Genomic DNA, 19,706 nt, shown 5'->3' on the forward strand with positions numbered 1-19,706 from the left:
CGGCTTGCTCGTGGTGAAGGACGGACAGCGCATGCACGCAGAACCCGGCATCGAGGGGCTCGGGGCGGGGCAGGACGAACCGGTCGCGATCGTAGGAGCCGCCTGCCGCTTTCCCGGTGAGGTCAGGTCCCTCACCTCGTTGTGGCGGTTGCTGATGGCCCGCCGCGACACCGTGCGGGAGGTGCCCGCCGATCGGTGGGAGCAGGCGGAGCTGGCCGGGCTGCCCGACCGGGTGGCGGCCCGGCTGCGCTACGGCTGCTTCCTCGATGACGACGTCTACGCCTACGAGCCGGAGTTCTTCGGGATCAACGCCCAGGAAGCGCCGTGGGTGGACCCGGAGCACCGGTTGCTGTCCGAGGTGGTCTGGGAGGCCGTCGAGCACGCCGGAATCCCGGCCCAACGGCTGTCGGGCACACCGACGGGCATGTTCTTCGGGATCTACCAGAAGGACTACATGCTGCGCGTGCAGCGGCCGTTGGAAGACGTCAACGCCTACGCGATGTACACCGGCTTCGACAGCATCGGCCCCGGCCGGGTGGGGTTCATGCTCGACCTGAAGGGTCCTCAGGTCGTCATGGAGAGCGCTTGCGCCTCCGGACTGGTCGCCGTGCACACCGCCTGCCAGAGCCTGCGGACCGGGGAGACGGACGTCGCCCTGGCCGGGGCGGCCATGCTGACTCTGGGACCCGAGGGGGTCATCGCCCCCGCGTTGTGGGGCGTTTTCTCCCCCACCGGCCGCTGCCACGCCTTCGACGCCGCCGCCGACGGATATGTCCGCGGGGAGGGCTGCGGCGTGGTCGTGCTCAAGCGTCTGACGGACGCGATGCGGGACGGGGACCGGGTGCTGGCGGTACTGCGCGGCACGGCGGTCAACCAGAACGGCCGGGGCACGCGGCTGAGCGCGCCCTCGGAGCCCGCGCAGATCGACCTCTACCGCCTGGCGCTGGAGCGGGCCGGCGTCGAGGCGGGTGACGTCGGCATGGTGGAGGCGCACGGCCCGGGCACGGCGGTGGGCGACCCCATCGAGTTCGCCGCCCTGGCCGCGGTCTACGGCAAGGGCCGGGACCGGTGCGCGCTGGGTTCGGTGAAGACCAACATCGGCCACACCGAACCGGTGTCGGGTGTGGCGGGTCTGCTGAAGGCCATCGCCTCCCTGCGGCACGGCCTGGTGCCGGCCAGCCTGCACTTCAACGACTGGAATCCGCAGATCGACCCCAGTGGCACCCGGCTCTTCGTGCCCACCGACACCACCGAGTGGCCGGTGCGGGGCGGCACCCGGCTGGCCGCGGTGTCCTCCTTCGGCATCAGCGGCACCAACGCCCATGTCGTCCTCGAACAGCCTCCCGCCCTTCCGCCCGCCCGGCGTGCCGCCCGTCCGCTGCCGCAGGGCGGCCTGCCCACGGCCGGGGGCGACGAAGTGCCGCGTGTGTTCCCGCTGTCGGCCGGCACGCCCGTGGCGCTGCGGTCCTCGGCCGCCCGACTGGCCCGCTGGCTGCGGGGAGAAGGGTCGCAGGTCCCGCTGGCCGATGTGGCGCACACGCTGGCCGTGCGGCGCTCGCCCGCCCGGGAACGTGCCGCTGTCGTCGCCCTGGACCGCCCGGAGCTGGTGACACGGCTCGAACAGCTGGCCGACGGGACCGTGCCGGGCGCCGGAGCTGCGACCGGCAGGGCGGTGCCGGACGCCGGGCAGGGCGTGGTGTGGGTCTTCTCGGGACACGGCTCGCAATGGGCGGGAATGTGCCGGCAACTGCTCGACCGCGACGAGGAGTTCACACGCGTCATCGACGAACTCGAACCCCTGGTCGCCGAGGAGTCCGGCTTCTCCCTGCGGGAGACCCTGGGCCGGCCCGAGGTGGTGACCGGGTTCGACCGGGTCCAGCCGGTGATCTTCGCCATCCAGTTGGGTCTGGCCGCGATGTGGCGCTCCCACGGCGTCGAGCCGGCGGCCGTGATCGGCCACTCCATGGGGGAGGTGGCCGCCGCGGTGGCATCGGGCGCGCTGAGCGTGCGGGACGGCGCACGGGTCATCTGCCGGCGGTCGCGTCTGATCCTGCGGACCGCCGGGCAGGGCCTGATGGCCTCGGTCGCCCTGGGACGTGCCGAGGTCGAACGGCTGCTGGCGGAACAGGACGTGCGGGGGGTGACCGTCGCGGTCGTCGCGTCCCCGGAGAACACCGTCATCGGCGGCGACGCCGACCGCGTCCGCCGTCTCGCCCGGGAGTGGGACGCGGGCGGTGTGGGCATCCGCGTGATCGAGGTGGACGTCGCTTCGCACACCGCCCACATGGACCCCATCCTGTCCGACCTCGCCGACGCGCTCGCCGACGTCACCGGCGGATCACCGGCGACGGCCTTCTACAGCACCGTCACCGACGACCCGCGCGAGCACACCCTCTTCGACGCCGCCTACTGGTCGGACAACCTCCGCCGCGTGGTGCGCTTCGCCGACGCGGTACGGGCCGCGGCCGAGGACGGGCACCGGCTGTTCGTGGAGATCGGCCCCCACCCGGTGCTGGCCCATCCGGTGCAGGCCACGCTCGCCGCGCACGGCCACACCGACACCGCGGTCGTGCCCACCCTGCTGCGCGACACCGACGACACGCTGGCGTTCCACACCCACGTGGCGGCCCTGCACTGCGCCGGCCACCCGCTGGACTGGGCCGACCGCTACCACGACGGCTCGCTGGCCGACGTCCCGCCGACCACCTGGGAGCGCACCCGGTACGTCGTCGACCCCTCCCCCCTGCGGGAGTCGGCCGGGGCCCACGCGTCCCCCGCCCAGCACCCGCTCACCGGACCGCACACCGCCGATCCCGACGGTGAAGGACGGCATCTGTGGCAGACCAGCATCACCCCCGAGACGCTGCCCTGGCTGGCCGGGCACCGCGTCGACGACGTGGTCGTGGTGCCCGGCGCCGCCCTGTGCGAGATGGCCGTCGCCGCGGCCACCGACCTCTACGCCACGGGGCCGGAGCGGGTGCGCCTCACCGGCATCGACCTGCACCGGCTGCTGCTGCCGGCGGCCGACGGCACGTCCGTCACCGCCACCGCCGAGGCGGCCGGCCCGGACGCCGCCCGCTGGCGGGTGGTCAGCGCGGCGGCCGACGGCACGTCCGTTTCGCACGCACAGGCGTGCCTGCACCGCACGCCGGCGGAAGAGCCCCTCCCCGAGGGCTGCGACCCGCAGCGGCTGCTGGCCCGGTTCCCGCACGCCGTGGACGCCTCGGACGTCTACCGGCAGATGCGCGAGGAGCGCGGCGTGCACCACGGCCCGCCGTTCCTCGGCCTCCAGGCCCTGTACACCGACAGCGCACCGCAGCAGCCCGTGCCCCCGGCCGGCAGCCGCCTCCTGGCACGGGTGCGCGTACCCGACGAGGGCCGGGCCGGGGCGCCGGCGCTCCACTGTCATCCGGTCGCGCTGGACATCTGCCTCCAGGCCGTCGCGGGCGCCGTGCTGCGCACCGACGCCGTGCCCGCCGGGGGGATCCTGCCGCGGCGCATCGAGTCGCTGCGGCTGTACGGCACGGTCCCGCTCAGCGGGTACTGCCTGGTCACCCTCCAGTCGGTGGACGACGACCGCTGGACGGCGGACTTCCGGCTGTGGACCGACGACGGTGCCGTGGCCGCGGACGCCACCGGGGTGGAGTTCCGCCACGTCCCCGCCGAAACCGCGGAGGAGCGCTTCGACCGCCGTCTGCTCCACGCGGCCTGGGAACCCTGCGAACGCCCCGCGACGCAAACGGCGAGCGGGCCGTGGACCCTCCTGGCGGAACCCGGAAGGGAGGCGTACGCGGCCGCACTGGGCGAGGCCCTGGAGCAGCGGGGCGCCACGGTGGACATCCGCGTACTCTCCCCGGAGGGGACCGGCGTACCGCTGACACCGTCCGAGGACGGCGGCCCGGCGCCGCAGGCCGTGGTGTACCTGCCGGCGTCCGGCACGGCACGCGACAGCGCGTCCCCCGACCGGCAGGCGCGGCAGCACGTCGCCCGCCTGGTGGAGGTGGCCCGCGCCCTGGCGGCGGCCGCGGACGGCGCGGCGGGGCCGCGCCTGTGGACCGTCACCGGCACCGCCCAGCAGGTCACGCCCGGGGACGGGCCGGACCTCGCGCAGGCCGGACTGCGGGGGCTCATGCGGGTGCTGAGCTACGAGCACCCCGAACTGCGCCCCGGCGTCCTGGACACCGACCGGCCCACGCCGGTCGAGGACGTGGCCGCCGAGCTGCTGTCCTGCCCCGACGAGGAGGACGAAGTCGCCTACCGGCACGGGACGCGGCACCTGGCGCGGCTGCGCAACACACCACTGGACCAGCAGGAGCGCCGCCGGGTCACCGTCGACCGCGGGCGCGACCGGGTCGCCCTGCACCTCGCGCACGCCGGCGACCTGGACTCCTTCGAGCTGGTCGCCCAGTCCCGCCGTCGGCCGGGGCCGGGCGAGGTCGAGGTCCGCCTCGACGCCACCAGCGTCAACTTCATCAACGTGCTCCAGGCCATGGGCGTCTACCAGCGCTTCAGCACCGGTGACGAGCAGCCGGGCGCCGGCGCGTTCGACGGCGCGGGCGTCGTCACCACCGTCGGGGAGGGCGTCCGGGACGTGCGGGCGGGGGACCGCGTGGCGGCGATGTTCGTGGAAGAGGGGCAGACCGCCGTCATGTCCTCCTTCGTGACCGTCCGCGCCGACTGCCTGCTGCCGGTGCCGGACGGGATGCGTACGCAGGACGCCGCCGCCCTGCCGTGCGCCTACCTGACCGCCTGGTACGCCCTGCGGCACCTGGCCCGGCTCCGGCCGGGGGAGAAGGTGCTCATCCACTCGGCGAGCGGCGGCACCGGTCTGGCCGCCCTGTACCTCGCCCGGGCGTGCGGCGCGGAGGTCTGGGCCACCGCGGGCAGCGAGGCCAAGCGGGCGTACCTGCGCGGCCTGGGCGTCCGCCACGTCATGGACTCGCGCACCCTGGACTTCGCCGACCAGGTGCGTGCGCGACCTCACCGGGGGCCGCGGCGTCGACGTCGTCCTCAACTCGCTCCCCGGTCCGGCGCAGTCCGCCGGGCTCGGCCTGCTGGCCCACCGGGGCCGGTTCATCGAACTCGGCAAGCGGGACATCTACGCCAACACCCGGCTGGGGCTGCTGCCCTTCCGCCGCAACGTCACCTTCGCCGGCGTCGACGTGCTGATGATGATGCGGCAGGACCCGGAACTGCTCGCCGAGGGCTACCGCGAACTCACCGGCATGCTCGCGGACGGCACCCTGCCCCCGCTGCCCGTCACCGAGCACCCCGTCACCGAGGCGGCATCGGCCTTCCACACCATGGCCTCCGCCCGGCACACGGGCAAACTCGTCCTCACCTGGCCCACCCAGGGCACCGACACCCTGCCCGTACGGCCCGAGGACGCCGCCGTCGTCCGGCCCGACGCGAGTTACCTGGTCACCGGCGGGCTCGGCGGGCTGGGGCTGCTGGTCGCCCGGTGGCTGGCCGAACGGGGCGCCGGAGCCGTCGTGCTCACCTCCCGCAGCGCCCCCACCGCGGCCGCCCGTGCCGCCCTCGACGCCCTCACCGCCGACTTCGGCACCCGCGTCGAGATCGTCAACGCGGACCTCGCCGAGCCGGGCGCCGCCGACGCCCTCGTGCGTGCCGCGCTCGGTACGGGCCACCCGCTGCGCGGTGTCGTCCACGCCGCGGCCGTGGTCGAGGACGCCACCGTCGCCCATCTCTCCGCCGCCCTCCTGGAGAAGGTCTGGCGGCCCAAGGTGACGGGCGCCTGGCTGCTGCACCGGGCCGTCGACGGCCAGGACCTGGACTGGTGGGTCACCTTCTCCTCCGCCGCGTCCCTGCTGGGCAACCCCGGACAGGGCGCCTACGCGGCCGCCAACGCCTGGCTGGACGAGTTCACTTCCTGGCGCCGCGCCCAGGGCCTGCCGGCCACCGGCATCAACTGGGGGCCGTGGGCGGAGGTCGGCCGCGGCGTCGGCATGGCGGAACGCGGCTACACCATGATCGATCCCGCGGAGGGCATCGCCGCCCTGGAACGCCTCCTCTCCCACGACCGCGACCGCACCGCCTACACGCCCGCCGACCTGTCCCGGTGGCTGGAGTCCTACCCCGCCACCGCCCGCACCGCCTTCTTCGCCGAGCTGACCGCCTCGGCCACGGGCGCGCACCCCACCGGCACCCGCAGCGCCCTGCTGGAGTCCCTGCGGGAGGCCGACAGCCCCCAACTGCGTCAGCAACTGCTGCAATCCGAGGTCGTCGGGCACATCGCCGCCGTCCTGCGGCTGGGCACCGACCGGTTCGACGCCAACACGTCCCTGGTCACGCTCGGCCTGGACTCCCTCATGGCCATCGCCCTGCGCAACCGCCTCCAGCGCGAACTGGCCCTGGACATCCCCACCACGGTGATGTGGACCCACCCGACCGCCGCCGCGCTCACCCGCTACCTCCTGGCCCGGCTGGACCCCGGGCAGGCCACGCGGGAACAGGACGGCGCGCCCGCCGAGCCGGACACCGCGGCCACCTCACCCGCCGTCAGCTGACGGACACCACCCGCCCTCCCCGACCTCTAGGTGACCACCTCATGCCACCTCCTTCCGCTCCCATCCGCACGCCCGGTACCTGGGACGTGATCGTCGTGGGTGCCGGTCCGGCCGGCACCACCGCCGCCCGGATCGCCGCCGAACACGGCTGCGAGACGCTGCTGCTGGAGCGCGCCGCCATCCCCCGGTACAAGACCTGCGGCGGCGGCCTCATTGGAGCGTCGCTGGCCGCCCTGCCGCCCGGCCTGCCCCTGAAGGTCTACGACACGGCCGGGGAGTTCACCTTCGCTCTCAACGGCCGCAGGGAACGCACCCTCGCCTCCCGGACCCCGACCTGCACCCTGGTCTACCGCAGCGAACTCGACGCGGCACTGGCCGACGCCGCCGCCGTCGCGGGCGCCACCGTCCGCGACAGCACCGCGCTGACCGCCCTGGAGCAGGAGGGCGACACCGTCACCGTGCGCACCAACCGCGGCGAGGCCCTGCGCGCCCGCGTCGTCATCGGCGCCGACGGCAGCGCCAGCAGAGTCGCCCGGTACGTGGGAGTGCGGTGCGCGCAGGTCGACCTCGCACTGGAGGTCGAGACGCCGGTCGACGCCCGCACGGCCGACCGGTGGCGCGGCCGGGTCCTGATGGAATGGGGGCCGCTGCCGGGCTCCTTCGGCTGGGTCTTCCCCAAGGGGGACGTCTGCACCGCCGGAGTCGTGGCCGCCCGCGGCAACCCCGCCGCCCTGCGCGCCTACAAGGACGACTTCCTGGCCCGGCACGGGCTGCTCACGCCCCGCCCCCTCCACGACACCGGTCATCTGACCCGGTGCCGCCACCCCGACTCGCCGCTGGCCCGCGGGCGCGTCCTGGTCGCCGGTGACGCCGCGGCCCTCGTCGACCACTGGTCCCGCGAGGGCATCTCCTACGCCCTGCGCTCGGGTGACCTCGCGGGCCGCACCGCCGCACGCATCGTCACCGCCGCCGGTGCGCAGGAAGCGGCCACCGCCACCGACCGTTACCGGCAGCAGGTCGATGACATCCTCGGCGTCGAAATGCGCGCCAGCGCCTCGCTGATGAACGTCTTCGTCCGCAACCCGGGCCTCGTCCACACGGCTCTGACCCGTCTGCCCCCGGCGTGGCGCCGGCTCGACGCCTACATCGCCGGCCGTACCAGCGTCGCGGGGATCATGACTTCGCCGCTCGGGCGCGCCGCCGCCGCACTGGGCACCCGGCTGCCCGCCCAGCACACGAAGGCGTCCGCGCTGCCCGCACCGACGGAACCCGCCCACTGAACGGGCGGGGTGCGGCGCGGAACCGGACCGGGTGACAGGAGCGTCGTACGGGGCTGGGCGGGCGGTGCATGGCCGACCGCCAGTGCGAACCGGTAGCGTGAGCCGCCGGTTCGAGTCAGTCCCGTACAGCTTGAGGAGTCCCGGTGACGCAGAGCGGACAGGGGGACGAGCCGCAGTTCCCTGCGGCCCCGCCCGCGCAGCCCGTGCACGAGGGCGTCGTGCTGCCCTCACGCAGGAGCCACGGCGCGCCGTGGTCGGCCGACCGGGAGCGGGACGCGGCATCGGACCAGTCCTGGGGCGAGCCCTGGAGTGCCGAGGGGCAGCGCGCGCCGCTGCCCCCGGAGCGTCCTCAGCACGCGCCGCAGGCACCTCAGGCGGCACCTCAGACCCCGCCGGTTCAGCCGCCCATGCCGGTCACGCAGATCACCGAGGCCTTTGTGAGCGTGCCGCCGCCGCCCGCGCACGCGCCGGGCACCCCGCCCGGTCAGGGGGGCTCCGAGGCCACCCAGTACCTGCCGCCCGTCCCGCCGGGCCCGATGCCCGGGGGTGATTCGGCGTCCGAGGCGACGCAGTACCTGCCGCCCGTGGGCAACAGCCCCATCCCCGGCGCCCCGGTCCCGCCCGCGCCTTTCGCGCAGCCGGCCTCCGACCCGGTGTCCGAGGCCACGCAGTACCTGCCGCCGGTGGCCGCCAGCGGCCCCGCACCCGGTGCCGGTGACTCGGTGTCCGAGGCGACGCAGTACCTGCCGTCCATGGGCACCGGCTCCCTGCCCGGCACGTCCACGCCGACCGCGTCCTTCGCGCGCGGGGCGGCCGATCCGTCGGCCGTGACCCCCGAGTACCTGGAGCCGGGAGGCTCGCCCGACTCGCCGTCCGAGGCGACCCAGTACCTGCCGCCGGTCGGCGGGATATCCGACGGCATACCCGGCGGCACGTCCGGCACCGGCATCCCCGGTCCAGCGGGCGCCGACCGGGCCGATCAGTCCTACGGGCGGCACGCGGCCGAATCGGCCGCCGAGGCCACGCAGTTGCTGTCCCCGCAGCCGGCCGCCCCGGGGGACGCCGAAGCCACCCGTCATCTGCCGCCCGTTTCCGCGCAGTCCCCGGCACCGGCCGCCAGGCCCGAGGAGCCCGCCGCCGGTGGCCCGCCGGTCTTCGCGATGCGGCCGGGGCAGGCGGAGCGGCCGCCGCCGGCCGAGTTCGACGGGCTCTTCCGCGCGGCCGAGCCGACGGCGCAACTGCCGCCCGTCCAGGCGCCCATCCGCAAGCAGACACCGCCGCCCGGCCACGGGCCCGCGCCGTCCCACCAGGGCCCCGGCGGCCCCGGCCGGCGGGCGCCCCACACCCCCGAGCCGTACGACCCGTACGAGCCGCCGGCCCGGCGCAAGAAGTCCCCGGCCGTCCTGATCGGCGCGGTCGTGGCGGTCTGCGCGATCGCCGGCCTCGGCGCGGGCGCGCTGCTCAGCGGCGGAGGCGGCGAGGACAACAGCGACAAGCAGAACACCTCCGCGAGCACGGCCCCCAGCGAGCCGGCGAAGGACGACGACAAGAAGACGAGCCCGCCGCCGTCCCCGTCCGCCGACCCGGCGCTGGCGCAGGCGAAGGCGCTGGACGCGCTGCTCAAGGACAGCAACAACAGCCGGGAGTCGGTCATCAAGGCCGTGGACTCCACGAAGAGCTGCAAGAACCTCGACTCCTCCGCGAGTGATCTGCGCGCCGCCGCGACCCAGCGCAACGGCCTGGTGACCCGCCTCGACCGGACGCCGATCGACAAGCTCCCCGACCACGCGGAGCTGTCGGCGCAGCTGAAGAAGGCCTGGCAGTCGTCCGCCTCGGCGGACAGCCACTACGCGAAGTGGGCCAAGCAGGTCGACAGCAAGCGCGGGTGCATCAAGGGCCACGCCCGCCCGACCCGTGAGAGCGCCGCCGGCGACCGGGCGAGCGGCGACGCGACCGCCGCGAAGAAGAAGGCGGCGGCCCTGTGGAACCCGATCGCGAAGAAGTACGGGCTGAGCCAGCACACCTGGTCCCAGCTCTGAGCGGCACCCGGATCACGGGTGCTTGCGGCGGTGCTCCAGCGTCCTGGTGACGTCGGTGAACCCCTCGCGCACGGCCACGAGCCGGCCGTCCCGCACCACCTGATAGGTGACGTTCGCGTTGACGATCCGCGGGTAGTCCGGCACGGCCAGCAGGTCCTGGTAGCGCCAGGAGAGCGGCGGCGTGAGCCCGCCCGTGCCGACGCGGTGCCCCCGGTCGAGCGCGGTCCGGACGGAGTGGGCGCTGATGTCGTCGGCGTCCAGCGCCATGAGCACCGACCGCAGGGCGGTGTAGGCGACCCATGTGGTCTGGACGCCGGGGTCGGCGGGGTCGACCCGGTTGTCGCCGAAGGCGTGCCGGTCGATGACCTCGCGCATGGACGTCCAGCGGCGATCGTCCGCGGCGGGGTACCAGCCGGTGGCGAACGCGCCCTCCAGCGGGCTCTTCGCACCGCCGGTGCTGTCGACGAGGGACTGCTTGACGCTGCCGAGCACGGACGCGATCCGCACCTTCGCACCGGCCTCCGGCTGCCGCCGGAAGGAATCGAAGAACGTGTCCGTCCGCTCGCCGAGCGCCGCGGTGACACAGCCCCCGCCGTCGGTGCCCGCGGCCTTCAGGGCCTCCGTGCTCGTCCGCTCGTAGTCGGTGGCGTCCTCCGGCGCGCGCAGGTCGGTGGCCGGCGGCCGGCCCGCGGCGGCGAGCCCCGCGTCGAGCAGCCCGGGCAGCTGGTCGCCGGAGATCGTGTCGGGCCGCACGAGGGCGACGCGCTTGCAGACGCCCGCCAACTGGCGGCCGTTGCCCGCGAGCAGGGCGGCCTGGCCACCGTTGACCGGGTAGGAGAGCGGGCTGCTCAGCTCCTCGTCGGTCAGGCCGTAGCCGCCGATGAAGGGGGTGCCGGACGCCTCCAGGGGCGACATCATCGCGCGGCCGTGCTGGCTGTAGGAGCCGACGACCGCGACGACCCCCTCCTCGACGGCGCGCCGCGCGCAGCGCGAGGCGGTGACGGACTCATTGCGCTCGTTGCAGGTGATGACCTTGAGGTCGCGGCCGTGGATGCCGCCCCGCGCGTTGACCCAGCGGGCGAACGCCGCGGCCATCGCGGGCATGCCCGGCATGTTGGTGGCGCGGGTCCCCTCCGGGGCCCAGGTCATGACGGTGATGGGGTCCCCGGAGTCCCCCCTGGCCCCGGGGAGCCCATCACAACCGGCGAGCAGTGCCGCGCTCACCGCCACGCACACCGCGGACACCGCGGTGGTCCGTAAGGGGCGGGTGGTCAGGCGACGCCGTCCGGTCATGGCCCGCACTCTCCCGGCCGCCGGGGAACAGATGTGTGATCGCGGCGCAACGACGGGTGACGCCGGAGTGAATTGCGGGGGCCTGATGTGGACGGCCGATGGGGAACGTACGATCGAGTGCTGTGCAAGGTTCGGAGAAGTCTTCCCGTCGCGGCCGCCGCTCGACCACCATGGACGGCATGCCGCTCAATGACATGCCGTGGTGGCGCTGGCGCGTGAACGTGCGCTCCGCGCTGCACATGCTCTCGGACCCCGTCTTCCAGCGGGAGTGCTGGCTGACCGGGCTCCCGGGGTACGGGGATGTGACCGACGCCGTCTACCGGCTCGTCGAGGACACCTGGCTGGACAACTGGTCGGCGGAGAAGTACATAGGGACGATCTTCCGGGACCCGGCCGAGGCCAATCTCGTCGACGTCGCCGTTCTGCGGGTGCTGCGGATCATGCACCAGGTCGGTGCCGACGCGCCCGTCTCGGCGTACCTGGAGCACCACGCCTGGCCCGAGGCCGTACGGGCTGCCCGCGAGGCACACGTCCGGCTGGCGGCGAACGACGGGGACGAACCGGACGTACCGCCCCGCCCGCTCGACGTGCTGGCGCAGCTCACCCGCATCGCCTGACGCGCGCGGAGCCCGGTTCGGGGGCTCACTCCGGGCCTCGCCCCGGGTCTCGCGGAGGCGGGCGGTCCGATGGGCCCGGCGGGTATGCGACGCTATTGGGCTATGAACGCCTCGCAGCTCCCCGCCTCCGAAGGGGCCCCCGAACAGTACGTCCTCACCCTCTCCTGCCCGGACAAGCAGGGCATCGTGCACGCGGTGTCCAGCTACCTCTTCATGACCGGTTGCAACATCGAGGACAGCCAGCAGTTCGGCGACCACGACACCGGGCTCTTCTTCATGCGGGTCCACTTCACCGCGGACCCGCCGGTGACGGTGGAGAAGCTGCGGGCCAGCTTCGCGGCCATCGGCGACACCTTCCACATGGACTGGCAGATCCACCGCTCCGACGAGAAGATGCGCGTCGTGCTGATGGTGTCCAAGTTCGGGCACTGCCTCAACGACCTGCTCTTCCGCTCCCGGATCGGCGCCCTGCCGGTCGAGATCGCGGCGGTCGTCTCCAACCACACCGACTTCGCCGAGCTGGTCGGCTCCTACGGCATCCCCTTCCGCCACATCCCGGTGACGAAGGAGAACAAGCCGCAGGCGGAGGCGGAGCTGCTGGAGCTGGTCCGCGCCGAGGGCGTCGAGCTGGTCGTGCTGGCCCGCTACATGCAGGTGCTCTCCGACGACCTGTGCAAGGCGCTGTCGGGCCGGATCATCAACATCCACCACTCCTTCCTGCCGAGCTTCAAGGGCGCCAAGCCCTACCACCAGGCGCACGCGCGCGGCGTGAAGCTGATCGGCGCCACGGCGCACTACGTGACCGCCGACCTCGACGAGGGCCCGATCATCGAGCAGGAGGTCGAGCGCGTCGCCCACGGCGTCACGCCCGACCAGCTCGTCGCGATCGGCCGCGACGTGGAGTGCCAGGCGCTGGCGCGCGCGGTGAAGTGGCACAGCGAGCACCGGGTGCTGCTGAACGGGCGGCGGACGGTCGTTTTCGCGTAGTCGCGTCCCGCGAGGTCAGGCTGGTTGCGGGCTGCGGGGGCCCTGGAGCTCCCGCAGCTGCGCCTTCAGCGCTGCCTCCAGCTCGATGCTCCGGCGTAGCTGGGCATGGGCGTCGTCGAGGGCCTGGCGCAGTTCGTCCAACCGGTCGGCCTCCGGCAGTGGCGCGGGCAGCGTGGGCCGGGCACGCAGGGCGGCCAGATGCAATGCCTGGAGGCGCCGCAGCGCCTCCGGCGCCGGCTCCTGGCCTCGGCACAGCGACGCCTCCCGCACCAGCACCCGGAGAAAATCCCGCGGTGGGATGCGGCTGCCCGAGAGATACCGGGAGAGGGTGCTCGGGTTCACGTGGTGACGCGCGGCGAATCGTCTCAGGGAGACGCCGAGCTTGTCGAAGAGTTCCCGCAGTGCTTGGGCCAGCAGGCGCTGCTCGTGCGGTACCTCGCCGATGGGGTTCAGGGCGTGATCCTGGCGCGGGGGCAGGACGACGGTCTGCACGGTTTCGGCGAGGACCCGCGAGGCGGCGGGCGCGGATACGGGCCGTGGGGGTCGCTGACAGTTCCTGTGCACGCGGAGCCAGTGCTCCTGCCACTCCTCGGCCACCGGACGGGTTTCCTCCGCGTGGATGCGGCTCTGTCGTTGGGCGACGGTCAGACAGGCGAGCACGAGCGATCTGACGACGAACGCGTTCGGCAGCGAGGCGCGGCTGCGGCTCAGGGCGTCACCGATGGTGCTGCGGGGCAGCCGGCAGCCCCTGCCGAACGCTACGGCCTCGAGCCGGGACAGGGACGGATTGCCCGCCCAGAGCTTGAGTTCCCGCAGGCAGGCGATGAACTCCTGAGGGGTCCCGGCCAAGGCGGGGACGGGTGGTTCGGTCGACCACGGGCGCACCTCGGCGGCCGCCGGGCCGTCGAGTGGACCCGGACCGGTCGGGTGCTGGGCGATGAGCCATTGCTCGGTCCAGTGCTCGCGGCCGCCACCACAGGCCGTGGCATAGGCGAGGGTGAGTTCGAGGCTCGGGAGCTTCCGGCCCGCCGCTGCCTGGGACAGCGCGGACACCGAGTACTTCGCCCGCCGGGCGAGTGTCGTATAGGTCGGGGATCCGGAGGACTGTCGCAGCTTCCGCAGTTGCCGGGCGAACGTCGCGTACGGGGCCGTGGGATCGATGGGGTTTTCCGGGCGTGCCACTCCCGCCTCCCTGCGGGTGGTCCAGGGGGTGCCGCGTTGTCGCGGCACCCCCTGGATTGCCGACAGGGGTCAGGACGTGCGCTGGAGCTCGCGTGCCGCCGTACCGGCGGCCAGAATGGTCGCGAGCGCGGCGGTCTCGTCGTAGCCGAGTGCGACAAGCACGACGACGACCACCAGCACCGGAACAACCGGCGGCACTGTGAGGGTCCTGCCTCCCGGCAGACTGACGCACAGTGTGTGCGTATCGATCGCCACTGATACCACTTCCCTTTGTCCAGACGGTCATTGACGGCGTGTCACGGTTTGCCGCCCGGGACACAGCTTCACTGTCCCAGCTCGCGTGGCGAGAAGTCAGTCGCTCCGGAGGTCTCGTTGTTTCCTGGATTCCGGGACTTCCTCCCTTGTCAGGGAGCAAGGAATGACGCGGATTGTTGCCGAGTTTCCGGAAGGCGAGTGAACAACGGCGGCCGCGTCGGTCTCATGCCTGATCAGCGCCATGGGGTTGTTCAGTGGGCGTCCGGATCCGTCCGCCGGGTGTTGCAACCCTTCCTGCAACGCCCGGCCGCGTGGGAGAACTCATTCAAGAACTGCGGTCCAGATACCTGTTCTGTCCGGACGGTCTGTCGCAGCTTTCGGGAGCCACCCGTTGCCGCGGGCCTCTCATCCCCGTGGGGCCCCGCATCCGAGGATGCGGGGCCCCACGTCACATGAACCCGACGTCGTCACAACCGCGAAAGCGACGCCGTGGCGCGCAGCACATCCCGGATCGCCTCACGGTCACCGAGCTGCCCCGCCGCCGCTTCCTCCGGCGGCACGTGTCCCGCCGCGAGGCGACAGAACTCCAGGGCGTCCAGTGCGACGTGGGCGACCTCCTCGTCCGGTGAGGGCAGGGCCGCGGGGGAGTCGAGGGGGATGTGCCAGTGGCCGCCGCCGTCGCCCTCGATCTCCAGGTGGAGGGTGCGGCCCGGGGTGCCCGCCGCGACCAGGGTGCGGGGCGGGCCCGAGAGGCCCGTGCGGCGGCGGTGCGCGATCGTGGCGGGCAGGTGCCGGGCCGCGAGGTCGATCATGTGGTGGAGGTGGCCGGCCGCCGGTGGGGCGTAGGGGTAGTGGACGGCCTCCGCGATGTCCCCGGCGTGCACCCAGCACTCGAAGGCGCGGTCGAGGAAGGAATCCCGCAGCGGCAGGGTGAACGGGCCGTACGGGACGTCCAGTTCGGCGGCGCCGCCGCCCGCGAAGGACACGGTCCTGATCAGCGAGTGGCCCTGGGAGCGCCAGGCGGCCCGCGTTTCCCCGGGCTCCTGTTCCGCGGCGGCCGACGCCCAGAACGCCTCCGTGCGTTCCGCCGGTGTCCCCGGTCCCTCGCAGCCCCGTCGGGTGGGCAGCCCGAGTGCGTCCGCGACGATGCCGTCCACGCGCGATCGTGGCGGGCAGGTGCCGGGCCGCGAGGTCGATCATGTGGTGGAGGTGGCCGGCCGCCGGTGGGGCGTAGGGGTAGTGGACGGCCTCCGCGATGTCCCCGGCGTGCACCCAGCACTCGAAGGCGCGGTCGAGGAAGGAATCCCGCAGCGGCAGGGTGAACGGGCCGTACGGGACGTCCAGTTCGGCGGCGCCGCCGCCCGCGAAGGACACGGTCCTGATCAGCGAGTGGCCCTGGGAGCGCCAGGCGGCCCGCGTTTCCCCGGGCTCCTGTTCCGCGGCGGCCGACGCCCAGAACGCCTCCGTGCGTTCCGCCGGTGTCCCCGGTCCCTCGCAGCCCCGTCGGGTGGGCAGCCCGAGTGCGTCCGCGACGATGCCGTCCACGGCCATCAGATGGCCGATGACCTCGGCCACGGTGGTGTCCCGCCCGGCCGGGCGCCGGCCGTCGAACCAGCCCAGCCGGACCGGGGCCCGCCATTCCGCCTCGCCGATGTCGCGGAGCAGGGCGTCGAGGCGGGCGGTCTCCGCGTCGTAGGGGGCGGCCCAGTCGGGCACCGGGATACGGGCGGGGCGGCGGGTCAGGCAGGTGGCGAGGGTGCGGGAGCGCAGGGTGGGGTCGAGGTCGAGATTGTCCTCGGGGTGCAGCAGCGCGACCGCGTCGCGCAGCCGGACGGCTTCCTCCGCGCAGCTCGCGCAGTCCGTCAGATGCGCTTCGACCGCCGCCGTCTCCTCGGCGGAACAGGCGGCCAACGCCCAGGCGCCGAGCAGGGACTTCAGCAACCCGTGGGACATCGGCGGCGCCGGTGGCGGGGGAGGCTCGGGATCGGCCTTCGGCGAGGCCGGGGGAGAGGCCGGCGGTGACGACGGTGACGACGGTGGCGACGACGGCCGCGGTGCCGGGTCCGGTGCGTACGGCCAGCGCGGCGCGTCCTCGGCGGGTGAGCGGGGCGGGGGTATGCGCGGCGGGCTGCCCGGATGGCCGCTCCCGCCGTCCGGCAGCCGGCGGCCGGGGTCCGCGGGGTCGTTCGTGCCGCTCACCGGCCGGCCCTCCCGCTTCCGCCGGCGGGCGGCGTCATCGCGCGGGGACCGGGGTGGGCCGTGGAGAGCAGTTGCAGGCCGAGGCGGAGCCGGCGGCGGGCCTCGTCCTCGGTGACGCCGAGGTCGGCGGCGGCCCTGCGGTAGTCGAGGCGGCGGATGTAGGCGAGGTCGAGGGCGGCGCGCAGCGGGGCGGGCATGGACGTGACGATGTAGTCGGCGCGGGCGGCGGCGGACGCGGCGCGGACCTTCTCCTCGATCTCCTCGGGCGCGCTCTCCCGTTCGCTCTCCGACTGGCGCAGCCTGCTGACGGCCTGCCGGTGGGTGACCGTCGCGATCCAGGAGCGCAAGGGGCCCTGCTTGGGGTCGTAGGCGTCGGGGTGCTCCCAGACGTAGCCGAACACCTCGCGGGTGACGCGGTCGGCGCCCGCCTCGTCACCGAGGACACGGTGGGCGAGGCCGTGCACGAGGGAGGCGAAGCGGTCGTACAGCTCACCGAGCGCGGCGGCCTCGCCGCTCGCGAGGCGCTGCTGCATCTTCCGGTCCCACCGGGGTGGTGCGTCGTTCGTCATGCGGCCCCCTCCGTGCGCACCGCCACGCAGGTGGCCCCCGGTGGCGCCTCACTCACGTGTCCGTACGCGCGTACGTCGTACTGCTGCCCAAAACTGCTTGTGCCCACCGTCACATACTCGTCGAATGTAGTGGCCGGGCCCGATGGCGCAGTCGCCTTTGCGGCAAATCACCGTCCGGGAACGGCCATGGATGATATGGGTACGTTCACTTTGTGCATGTTTCGCCGATCGGTACAGATCGTACGTGCGCGAATGTGCCGATGTGTTATGCGGGTGTGACCGGATCTGTGGGCGAGGCGGCTTCGGACCGGGCATAGGCTCCTTGGCGGTCGGCGTATGCCAGGTGGTGTTTCACGCAGGAGCGGCCGGGCAGGGGCCACCGAGGAAGACGTCCGTGGGAGCGCGGGACCGAGTGAAGGGCTGCGGGCACGTGACACTGAAGGTGACGGAGGGTGAGCGGGGCGACTGGGCCGTGCTCCGGGTCTCCGGAGAGATGGACCTCGTGACCTCGCCGGCGGTCCGGCAGCATGTGCACGACGCGGTGGCCGAGGGGCGGCGTTCCCTGGTGCTCGACCTCGGTGAGGTCCGCTTCTGCGACTCCAGCGGTGTGGGCGTGCTGATCGCCGCCCGGCGGCTGATGCGGTCCTGCCAGGGGCGGCTGCGGCTGATCCTGCCCGCGCAGGGCGCGGTGGACGGCTCGCACGTCAACCGCGTGCTGGGCGCGCTCGGGGTGCGCCGCCTCTTCGAGGTCTTCCCCGACCTGGACAGCGCGACCGACGAACGGGCGAACCCGCTGTCGGCGTAGGCCCGGCAGGCGGATCCTCGCCGCGCGCCCGTCGTTGCCGCCCGCGGCGGCGAGCGCCCCGCGGGCGCGTGTCCTCGAGCGCCGGGCGGGCCGGTGTCACCCCGCCGAGGGAAACTCCGCCGAGGGGAATTCCGCCCGTACGAGGAAGCCGCCGTCGTCCGTCCCGTGCGCGGTCAGCGTCCCGCCCAGGCTCTGCGCCCGCTCCCGCAGCCCGACCAGACCGTGGCCCCCGCCGGGCAGTTCCGGTGCCGGTACGGCCGCGTCCGCCGGGCCGTTGCGGATCTCGACCCGCAGGCCCCGTCCCGCCTCCTCGGTGACCCTGACCCGCACCCACGCCCCGGGCGCGTGCTTGCGCACGTTCGTCAGTGCCTCCTGCACCGTGCGGAAGGCGGCGCGTTCCACGGCCTCCGAGCGCTCGGCCCCGCGGTCGGAGGTGTCCTCGTAGTCGACGTTCAGCGCGCTCAGCTCGATCAGCCGGGGCAGGTCCGCCAGGCGCGGCTGGGGGGTCAGCTCCTCGGTGTCGGCGCCCGCCGCGCGCAGGATGCCGACCATGTGGCGCAGCTCGTCCAGGGTGCGCACGGACAGTTCGCGGATCGTGCGGGCCCCGGCGCGGGCCTCGTTGTCGGCCGTGCTGATCTGCACGGCCCCGGCCTGCAGGCTGATGAGGCTGACCTGGTGGGCGACGACGTCGTGCATCTCGCGGGCGAGCCGGGCGCGCTCGGTGGCGAGGACCTGGTCGGACAGCAGCCGGTCCTCGCGGGCGCGGCTGCGGGTCAGCTCGTCGAGGCGGGCGGCGAGTTCGCGGCGGGTACGGGTGAGCAGGCCGACGGCGATGGGGGTGGCCGCGGTGACGAGCGCGTCGACGAGGAAGAGGGCCGTCTCGCGGCGGTCGTCGAAGGACAGGTCGGAGATCGGGTAGGGCAGGAAGTGCGCGGTGGCCAGCAGCGCCCCGCACACGACGAGCAGCCGCCGGTCGGGCCGGCGGACGGCGATCGTGTAGAGCGCGACCATGGGGGCGAACCAGATGTAGCCGATGTAGATGCCGGGCAGGGTGGCCGCGAAGACGGTGAGCGGGAACCGCCGGCGCCACAGCAGCGCGACCGCGGCGAGCAGCGACACCCCGAGCTCCAGCCCCAGCCCGGTGCCGTTGACGAGCAGCGCGTCCATGACCGCGAAGAGCACGGGCACCACGACGGGCAGGGCCGCGGGCAGCCGGCCGGCCCGGACGGCCGCGAAACGGCGCGCGGGCCGGGGGGTCACGCTCATCGGGCGCCGCCGTTCGGCGGGGTGGCATCGGCGGGGCGGCGGGTGGCGACGAGACCCGCGCGGTCGGCGACGACGGCGGCCTGGACGCGGTTGACGCCGCCGAGTTTGCCGAGGACGGCCCGGACGTGGTCCTTGACCGTGCTGGGGGCCAGCCCCATGCGCTCGGCGATCTGGGGGTTGGCGAGGCCCGCGCCGAGGTGGGCCAGCACCTCGCGCTCGCGGGGGGTCAGCGCCTGGACCGCCGAGGCGGCGGTCGTCTCGGCCTCGGCGGCGAGATAGCCGCCGATGACCGCACGGGTGACGCCCGGGTCCAGCACGCTGGCACCGGCGGCGAGGGTCCGCACGGCCCGCACGAGCTGCTCGGGGTCGGTGTCCTTGAGCAGGAACCCGGAGGCTCCGGCGCGCAGCGCCGCGGCGAGGTACTCGTCGGCGTCGAAGGTGGTGAGCATGGCGACGGCGGGCGGGTGCGGGAGGCGGCGGAGCGCGCGGAGGACGGTCAGCCCGTCGACGTCCGGCATCCGGATGTCGAGCAGCACCACGTCGGGTGCGCAGCCGCGCACGGTGTCCACGGCAGCGCCGCCCCCGCAGTCCGCGACCACCTCGATGTCCTGGGCCGTGCCCAGGATCATCCGGAGCCCGGACCGGACGAGCTGCTCGTCGTCCACCACCGCAACACGGATCACGGGC

Annotated in this window: 11 protein-coding genes and 4 pseudogenes; 7 read left to right on the forward strand and 8 right to left on the reverse strand. The window is 74.0% G+C overall.

What is annotated here, in order from left to right; translation table 11 throughout:
- Positions 1-31: 31 nt before the first annotated feature.
- The 4 genes and pseudogenes from JO379_RS34165 to JO379_RS20515 all read left to right on the forward strand — a co-directional run.
- A pseudogene (locus tag JO379_RS34165) lies at positions 32-4,969 on the forward strand (acyltransferase domain-containing protein); the annotation flags it as partial.
- A 1-nt stretch (position 4,970) separates the two neighbouring features.
- Positions 4,971-6,527 carry an SDR family NAD(P)-dependent oxidoreductase gene (locus JO379_RS34170; RefSeq protein ID WP_372449145.1) on the forward strand — a complete coding sequence of 519 codons (1,557 nt, stop codon included), beginning with the start codon at positions 4,971-4,973 and terminating at the stop codon, positions 6,525-6,527.
- Positions 6,528-6,619: 92 nt separating this feature from the next.
- Positions 6,620-7,807: pseudogene (locus tag JO379_RS34175) on the forward strand (geranylgeranyl reductase family protein); the annotation flags it as partial.
- Positions 7,808-7,950: 143 nt separating this feature from the next.
- Positions 7,951-9,846: a hypothetical protein gene (locus JO379_RS20515; RefSeq protein ID WP_130879423.1), complete on the forward strand. Its 1,896-nt coding sequence runs from the start codon at positions 7,951-7,953 to the stop codon at positions 9,844-9,846.
- Between the two features lie 12 nt (positions 9,847-9,858).
- Here the strand turns inward: JO379_RS20515 and JO379_RS20520 are convergent, their stop codons facing one another.
- On the reverse strand, positions 9,859-11,139 hold the full coding sequence (locus JO379_RS20520) for an ABC transporter substrate-binding protein (protein WP_130879424.1): 1,281 nt from the start codon (positions 11,137-11,139) through the stop codon (positions 9,859-9,861).
- Between the two features lie 98 nt (positions 11,140-11,237).
- On the opposite strand from JO379_RS20520, the gene JO379_RS20525 reads away from it, so the two are divergent.
- Complete coding sequence (locus JO379_RS20525; protein WP_130879425.1) at positions 11,238-11,756, forward strand: SCO4402 family protein; 519 nt, start codon at positions 11,238-11,240, stop codon at positions 11,754-11,756.
- A 102-nt stretch (positions 11,757-11,858) separates the two neighbouring features.
- Positions 11,859-12,743: a formyltetrahydrofolate deformylase gene (purU, locus tag JO379_RS20530; RefSeq protein ID WP_130879426.1), complete on the forward strand. Its 885-nt coding sequence runs from the start codon at positions 11,859-11,861 to the stop codon at positions 12,741-12,743.
- A gap of 15 nt (positions 12,744-12,758) precedes the next feature.
- On the opposite strand, the gene JO379_RS20535 is transcribed toward purU, so the two are convergent.
- The 5 genes and pseudogenes from JO379_RS20535 to JO379_RS20545 all read right to left on the reverse strand — a co-directional run bounded on the left by JO379_RS20535 (position 12,759) and on the right by JO379_RS20545 (position 16,948).
- Complete coding sequence (locus JO379_RS20535; protein WP_209516268.1) at positions 12,759-13,925, reverse strand: helix-turn-helix domain-containing protein; 1,167 nt, start codon at positions 13,923-13,925, stop codon at positions 12,759-12,761.
- Between the two features lie 69 nt (positions 13,926-13,994).
- Positions 13,995-14,123: a hypothetical protein gene (locus tag JO379_RS33730; RefSeq protein ID WP_278046334.1), complete on the reverse strand. Its 129-nt coding sequence runs from the start codon at positions 14,121-14,123 to the stop codon at positions 13,995-13,997.
- Positions 14,124-14,647: 524 nt separating this feature from the next.
- Positions 14,648-15,337, reverse strand: a pseudogene (locus tag JO379_RS33360) (hypothetical protein); the annotation flags it as partial.
- A pseudogene (locus tag JO379_RS34310) lies at positions 15,306-16,340 on the reverse strand (maleylpyruvate isomerase N-terminal domain-containing protein); the annotation flags it as partial. The pseudogenes JO379_RS33360 and JO379_RS34310, both read right to left, overlap by 32 nt.
- Positions 16,341-16,375: 35 nt before the next feature.
- Positions 16,376-16,948 (reverse strand): sigma-70 family RNA polymerase sigma factor, encoded by a 573-nt coding sequence (locus JO379_RS20545; RefSeq protein WP_130879428.1) that lies wholly within the window; start codon positions 16,946-16,948, stop codon positions 16,376-16,378.
- Between the two features lie 430 nt (positions 16,949-17,378).
- Here JO379_RS20545 and JO379_RS20550 point away from each other — a divergent pair, with 430 nt between their 5' ends.
- Positions 17,379-17,753, forward strand: a complete 375-nt coding sequence (locus tag JO379_RS20550; RefSeq protein ID WP_130879429.1) for an STAS domain-containing protein — start codon at positions 17,379-17,381, stop codon at positions 17,751-17,753.
- Between the two features lie 96 nt (positions 17,754-17,849).
- Here JO379_RS20550 and JO379_RS20555 read toward each other — a convergent pair whose 3' ends face one another.
- Both JO379_RS20555 and JO379_RS20560 read right to left on the reverse strand, forming a co-directional pair.
- Positions 17,850-19,019 (reverse strand): sensor histidine kinase, encoded by a 1,170-nt coding sequence (locus JO379_RS20555; protein ID WP_130879430.1) that lies wholly within the window; start codon positions 19,017-19,019, stop codon positions 17,850-17,852.
- Positions 19,016-19,702 carry a response regulator gene (locus JO379_RS20560; protein ID WP_130879431.1) on the reverse strand — a complete coding sequence of 229 codons (687 nt, stop codon included), beginning with the start codon at positions 19,700-19,702 and terminating at the stop codon, positions 19,016-19,018. Before JO379_RS20560 ends, JO379_RS20555 begins: the two co-directional genes overlap by 4 nt.
- Positions 19,703-19,706 lie beyond the last annotated feature (4 nt).

The organism is Streptomyces syringium (assembly GCF_017876625.1).
GTDB lineage: Bacteria > Actinomycetota > Actinomycetes > Streptomycetales > Streptomycetaceae > Streptomyces > Streptomyces syringius.